General features: G+C 66.2%; 5 protein-coding genes. 2 read left to right on the top strand and 3 right to left on the bottom strand.

The window, feature by feature from the left end; translation table 11 throughout:
- The first annotated feature begins 7 nt into the window (after nucleotides 1-7).
- Nucleotides 8-2,104 carry a TonB-dependent receptor domain-containing protein gene (locus DBR12_RS15585; protein ID WP_108618100.1) on the top strand — a complete coding sequence of 699 codons (2,097 nt, stop codon included), beginning with the start codon at nucleotides 8-10 and terminating at the stop codon, nucleotides 2,102-2,104.
- A gap of 84 nt (nucleotides 2,105-2,188) precedes the next feature.
- The gene (locus DBR12_RS15590; RefSeq protein ID WP_108618101.1) at nucleotides 2,189-3,142 is read left to right on the top strand and encodes an AEC family transporter; all 954 of its coding nucleotides are present in this window, start codon (nucleotides 2,189-2,191) and stop codon (nucleotides 3,140-3,142) included.
- Between the two features lie 167 nt (nucleotides 3,143-3,309).
- On the opposite strand, the gene DBR12_RS15595 is transcribed toward DBR12_RS15590, so the two are convergent.
- The 3 genes from DBR12_RS15595 to DBR12_RS15605 form a co-directional block, all read right to left on the bottom strand.
- Nucleotides 3,310-3,564: a hypothetical protein gene (locus DBR12_RS15595; RefSeq protein ID WP_146185557.1), complete on the bottom strand. Its 255-nt coding sequence runs from the start codon at nucleotides 3,562-3,564 to the stop codon at nucleotides 3,310-3,312.
- A 14-nt stretch (nucleotides 3,565-3,578) separates the two neighbouring features.
- Nucleotides 3,579-4,217: a pyridoxamine 5'-phosphate oxidase gene (gene pdxH, locus DBR12_RS15600; protein ID WP_199226705.1), complete on the bottom strand. Its 639-nt coding sequence runs from the start codon at nucleotides 4,215-4,217 to the stop codon at nucleotides 3,579-3,581.
- A 411-nt stretch (nucleotides 4,218-4,628) separates the two neighbouring features.
- Nucleotides 4,629-5,859 (bottom strand): alpha-hydroxy acid oxidase (locus tag DBR12_RS15605; protein WP_369861593.1); only part of this gene is annotated, 1,231 nt, incomplete at its 5' end.

Here is a 5,859-nt window from a genome sequence, read left to right on the forward strand (position 1 = left end):
CCCCGCAATGCCCCAGCGCCGCCGCCCCACCACCCTGCACCCCGTGGCCTTGGCTGCCATGCTGGCGTTGTCGGGCGCAGGCTCCATCGCCCATGCACAAACCACGGCCCCGGCTCCTGCCGAAGCCGCGCCCAGCTTGCCATCCGTCACCGTCTCTGCCAGCGGCCTGCAGTTGGGCACCAGCGACATGACCACGCCAGCCACTGTCCTGGAGGGTGACGAACTCGTGCGCCGCCGCGAGGCCACGCTGGGCGAAACGCTCAACAGTGAACCCGGCATCACCAGCAGCCACTTCGGCGCCGGCGCAAGTCGCCCCATCATTCGCGGCATGGACGGCCCGCGCGTCAAGGTGCTGAGCGACGGCGCCGAGCTGCACGACGCCTCCACCATCAGCCCCGACCATGCCGTGGTGTCCGAGCCCATGCTCGCCACCCAGATCGAGGTGCTGCGCGGCCCCTCTGCACTCATCTACGGCAATGGCGCTGTCGGCGGCGTGGTCAACGTGCTGGATGGCAAAGTGCCCACCGCCGTACCAGCCAAGGGGCTGGAGGGCAGTGCCGAGCTGCGCGCCAATACGGGCGCGCGCGAAGGTGCCGGGGCCTTCTCGCTCACCGGCGGCACGGGCAACCTGGCCGTGCATGTCGAAGGCGTGGCGCGCGACGCAGGCGACTACCGCGTGGGCAAAGGCTGGGCGCCAGACAACGAAGCCACCCGCAAGGTGCAGGGCAGCTTCAACCGCACCAATACCGGCAGCGTGGGCCTGTCGTGGGTGGGCGACCGGGGCTACCTGGGCGCGGCCTACACACGCCAAGCCGCCAAATATGGCCTGCCGGGCCACAACCACAGTTTTGAGGGTTGCCACACCCATGGCAACCACCTGCACTGCGGTGCCCACGAAGGCGAGGGGGAAGACGGCCATGACCATGACCATGGTGCCGGACATGGCGATGTCCCGGTGGTGGACCTGCGCAGCGAACGTTTCGACATCCGGGGGGAGTTGCGCAACCCGTTTGCCGGCTTCTCGGCCCTGCGCCTGCGCGCAGGCGTGACCGACTACGTGCACGACGAAGTCGAAGGCGGCGCCGTCAGCACCACCTTCAAGAACAAGGCCTATGACACCCGCATCGAACTGCAGCATGAGCCCGTTGCAGGGTTCAAGGGCGTGATCGGCCTGCAGACCTCGCAGCGCAAGTTCAGCGCGGAGGGCGAAGAGGCCTACGTGCAACCCACGGTGACCCGCCGCACCGGCCTGTTTGTGCTGGAGGAATACCGCCTGGGCGACTGGCGCTTTGAAGCCGCCCTGCGCCACGACCGCCAGACCGCCCGCGCCGAAACCAGCGGCATCGAACGCAGCCACAACGGGACGTCGGCATCGCTGGGCGCGGTCTGGAAGTTCACGCCTGGCTACCAGGTCGGCGCCTCGTTCACCCGCGCCAGCCGCGCCCCATCGGCCGAAGAGCTGTATGCACGTGGCCTGCACATGGCCACCAGCACGTATGAGCGCGGCGACGCCAGCCTGCGCTCCGAAACCTCGCAGAACTTCGACCTCAGCCTGAAGAAAACCGCTGGCGACACCACCTTTGGCGTGAGCGTGTTCCGCAACAGCATCAACAACTACATCTACGGCCGCACGCTCGATGCACTCGATGGCCTGCAACTGCTGCAATACAGCCAGGCCGACGCCACCTTCACCGGCATCGAAGGCCAGGTGCGCCAACGCATCACACGCAACCTGGGAGTCACCCTGTTTGGCGACACCGTGCGCGCCAAGGTCGACGGCGCAGGCAACCTGCCACGCATTCCGGCCAGCCGCCTTGGCGTGCGGCTGGATGGGAACTGGAACGCCTGGGAAGGCCAGGTGGAGTGGGTGCAGGTGGCCCGCCAGAACCGCATCGCCGCGTTTGAAACCGCAACCCCCGGCTACGGCATGCTGAACGTGGGCCTGGCCTACAACGGCCAGTTCAGCAGCGGCACGCCCTGGCAGGTGTACCTGAAGGGCACCAACCTGACGGACCGCCTGGCGTATGCGCACACCTCCTTCATCAAGAACGCGGCACCGCTGATGGGGCGCAACCTGACGGTGGGGGTGAAGGTGGCGTTTTAAGGGAGCTGACGGGGGGGGTAAGCAGGACATCCGATGGGAGACAATCGGCGCCCACAGTTGCTGCCCTGGTGCACCTATCTCCCCGTGAACTCCCCCGTCTTCACCTCGCTGATCCCCGTCATCCTGTTCATTGCCATCGGCTTTTATGTGGGGCGGCGCGGCTGGATCAGTGCGGCATCGGTGAAAGATCTGGCCAACCTGGTGTTCATGGTGCTCACGCCCGCACTGCTGTTTCGCACCATGAGCACGGTGCACATCCAGGACCTGAACTTTGGCCCCGTGGGCATCTACTTTGTGGCGTTTGGCATCGTGTATGCGGCCACGCTGGCGCTGCAGGGCTTCAACACGCTGGGGGCGGCGCGGGCGCTGGCCAACACCTTCAGCAACACGCTCATGATCGGCGTGCCCCTGGTAGGCCTGGTGTTTGGCGATGCGGGGCTGGTCACGCTGTTCACGTTGATCTCGGTGCACTCGCTCATCCTGCTCACCGCGGCCACCGTGGTGTTCGAACTGGCCGCCGCGCGCGAACACGCAGGGCAGGCGGGTGGCACGCAGCAGCCCATATGGCGCACCGTGCTGCAGGCCATGCGCAACGGCATCGTTCACCCCGTGCCGCTGCCCATCATTGCGGGCCTGCTGTTTGCGCAGACCGGACTGGTGGTGCCGCAGGTGGTGGACAAACCCTTGCTGCTGCTGGGCCAGGCACTGGGGCCGATCGCGCTGCTGCTGGTGGGGGTCACGCTGGCGTTCACCAAAGTGGGCCGCCAGTTCAAGGCGGCGCTGCGCATTGCTCTCGTCAAATGTGTGGTGCACCCCGCCGTGCTGGCCACCCTGGGCTGGGCGCTGGGCCTGTCGGGCCTGCCGCTGGCGGTGATGATCGTGGCGGCATCATTGCCCGTTGGGGCCAACGTGTTTCTGTTTTCGCAGCGCTACCGCGTGGCAGAAGAAGAGGTGACGGCCAGCGTGGCGGTGTCGACCGCGCTGGCGCTGGTGACCATGCCGGTGGTGATAGTGGTGGTGACGCGGTGGGTGGTGTAAGCGCCTGTTGCCGATCACTCAGGGGGAATCAACAGACTTTGTTGATCCGGCACAACCCTACTTGAACCGTTCACGCTGAGCGAGTCGAAGCGGCGCGCAAGGTTTCGACAAGCTCAACCCGAACGGATATTTCAAGTTCAAAGAGGCCTGCGCAACAACGGGGGCGCTCACCGCTGCGACACGAACCTGTCGACCACCCATCCCACGCCCAAGGCTGCGACCAAAGCCATAGCGCTGCTGATAACCAGGGCAATCGGCCAGAAAGGGTCTACATAGCCCAGGTACAACCAGTTGCCGCCCTGAAAGAGCAGGGGAGGCATCAGGCTTGCCACGCCCAGGGCCGCGGGCTTCTTGAGGTACACAAACGCGGGGACGCCCACCAGCAATACCATCAAGAACAGCAGCAAGAGACTGGCTATCACGATCAGTCAGGGGGTCAGGGTGCCAAGCGTTCGCGAACCCACTCGCCCTCATCCAGCCGATAGCGCAACCGGTCATGCAAGCGGCTTTTGCGCCCCTGCCAGAACTCCCACTGGTCAGGCTTCAGGCGATACCCACCCCAGTGCGGCGGGCGGGGCGGTTTCAGCAAAAACTGCGCGCCGTACTTGGCTGCATTGGCCACCAGCACACCCCTGCCGCTGATGACCTGGCTTTGCGGGCTGGCCCAGGCGCCGATGCGCGAATCCAGCGGGCGGCTGTGAAAGTACTCGTCGCTCTCCTCGTCGCTCACCTTCTCCACCACGCCTTCGATGCGCACCACACGCTCCAGCTCCACCCAGTGAAACTGCAGCGCCGCAAACGGGTTGCCCGCAATCTGGCGGCCCTTGCGGCTGTCGTAGTTGGTGAACCAGACGATGCCTCGCTCGTCGTAGCCCTTGATGAGCACGATGCGCGTACTGGGCCGCAGGTCGCTGCCCACAGTGGCCAGGGTCATGGCATTGGGTTCGGGCACTTCGGCGCTGATGGCTTCTTTGAGCCACTGGTCAAACTGCTGAAGGGGGGCGGCATGCGAGGCGTCTTCGTTGAGTTCGGCGCGCTCATAGCTTTTGCGAAGGTCGGCGATGGAAGAGTTCATGCGCCGATTGTGCATGGCAGCCCGGGGCAGGCCCAGCGCCGCATTAGACAAATTGCACCAGGGCCAGGGGCTGACCACTGCGTGGAACCACGTCATCGCCGGCCAAGCCATCGTCAAACGCTCATGGTGGGTTCTTGTTGGCGCGTTGTTGTGGCCTGAGACGATCCAGGGATACTCTGCACGAATCATACGGATTTCACAGGGAAAATTGCCGTTTCCGCGCTTCAGAAAAGCCCTGATAGCTATAAATTTGATAGTATTTCTGCCCCGTGCCAGCGGCACGCTCACCCTTGCCGGCTGGCATTGCCGGGTTATTTCGATGTCGCCAAAGCTTGGTTTTTTTGGCACGTGTGGCAGGCCAGTGCCGCTGGCTGACGCTTGTGCGGTCTATTCAGAGAACTGGCGAGAGGTTTAAGGAGTGAATGCCCAGGGTGCTCGCCGGTCCATGAGGTGCTCTGGCCCCAGCTCTGCGCAGGTGGTGGCACCCAGCATGGCCAGGTTGCGGTCCACCTCGGCGCGCAGCAGGTCGATGGCGGCGGCAACGCCTGCCTCGCCGTCCACCGCGGCGGCGTAGTTGAAGGGGCGTCCCACCCACACCGCCTGCGCGCCCAGTGCCAGGGCCTTGATGACGTCGGTGCCCCGGCGGATGCCGCCATCCAGCATCACCACCATGCGGTCACCCGCTTGGTCGGCAATGGCGGGCAGCACGCGCAGCGGTGCCACGGCGCCGTCGAGCTGGCGGCCCCCATGGTTGCTGATGATGATGCCGTCCACCCCGTGCTGGCGGGCCAGTGCGGCGTCGTGCACGCTCAAGATGCCTTTGACCACCAGCGGCCCCTGCCACTGGCGCCGGATGCGGGCGATGTGGCTCCAGTCAAAGTGGTCGCGCGCCGCGAAGTCGCGCTGCACGCGCGAGGACAGGATGGGTGCGCCGCGTTCGGCGAACGAGTTTTCGAAATGCGGCATGCCATGGCGCGCCAGGGTGCGCAGCAGCGTGCCCGCCAGCCAGCGGGGGCGCACCAGGCCGTCCCACGCCAGGCGCAGGCTGGGACGCAGGGGGGTGGAAAAGCCCGCACGGATGTTGTTCTCGCGGTTGCCCGCCACGGGGATGTCCACCGTCACCACCAGGGTCTGCACGCCGGCTGCGGCCACGCGCTGCAGCAGGGCGTCGATGCGCTCGGGCGTGCCTGGCAGGTAGGCCTGGAACCAGGTGCCCGGGGCGGCGGCTACCACTTCCTCTAGCCGGATGAGTGAGCTGCCGCTTTGCACGGCAGGGATGCCCGCTGCGGCCGCCGCGCGCGCCAGCACGATGTCGCCCCGGTAGGCCGACAGTGCGGCAATGCCCATGGGCGCCACGCCGAAGGGGCTGGCATAGCGCGTGCCAAACAAGGTCACGCCCTGGTCGCGCTGGGCCACATTGCGCAGCACGCGGGGGACGAGGGCCAGCTCGGCAAAAGCCTGGCGGTTGTCATCCAGGGCCTGGTTGTCCTCTGCAGCGCCAGCCACATAGCCAAAGATCGGGCGTGGCAGCACGCGGCGGGCGGCGGCTTCAAAGTCGCCCAGCGACAGCAGCTGGGCCGTGCGGCCACTGCGGCGCGTGCCATTGAAGGCCCCCCAGGCGTTGAGTGGGGTGGGCTGGGGC

It is taken from the genome of Acidovorax sp. HMWF029 (genome assembly GCF_003060895.1).
Taxonomy (GTDB): domain Bacteria; phylum Pseudomonadota; class Gammaproteobacteria; order Burkholderiales; family Burkholderiaceae_C; genus Acidovorax.

Excerpts from the sequence above, each read along its gene's own strand:
- DBR12_RS15585 (WP_108618100.1), top strand. The coding sequence starts at position 8 with ATGCCCCAGCGCCGCCGCCCCACCACCCTGCACCCCGTGGCCTTGGCT.
- pdxH (WP_199226705.1), bottom strand. The coding sequence starts at position 4,217 with ATGAACTCTTCCATCGCCGACCTTCGCAAAAGCTATGAGCGCGCCGAA.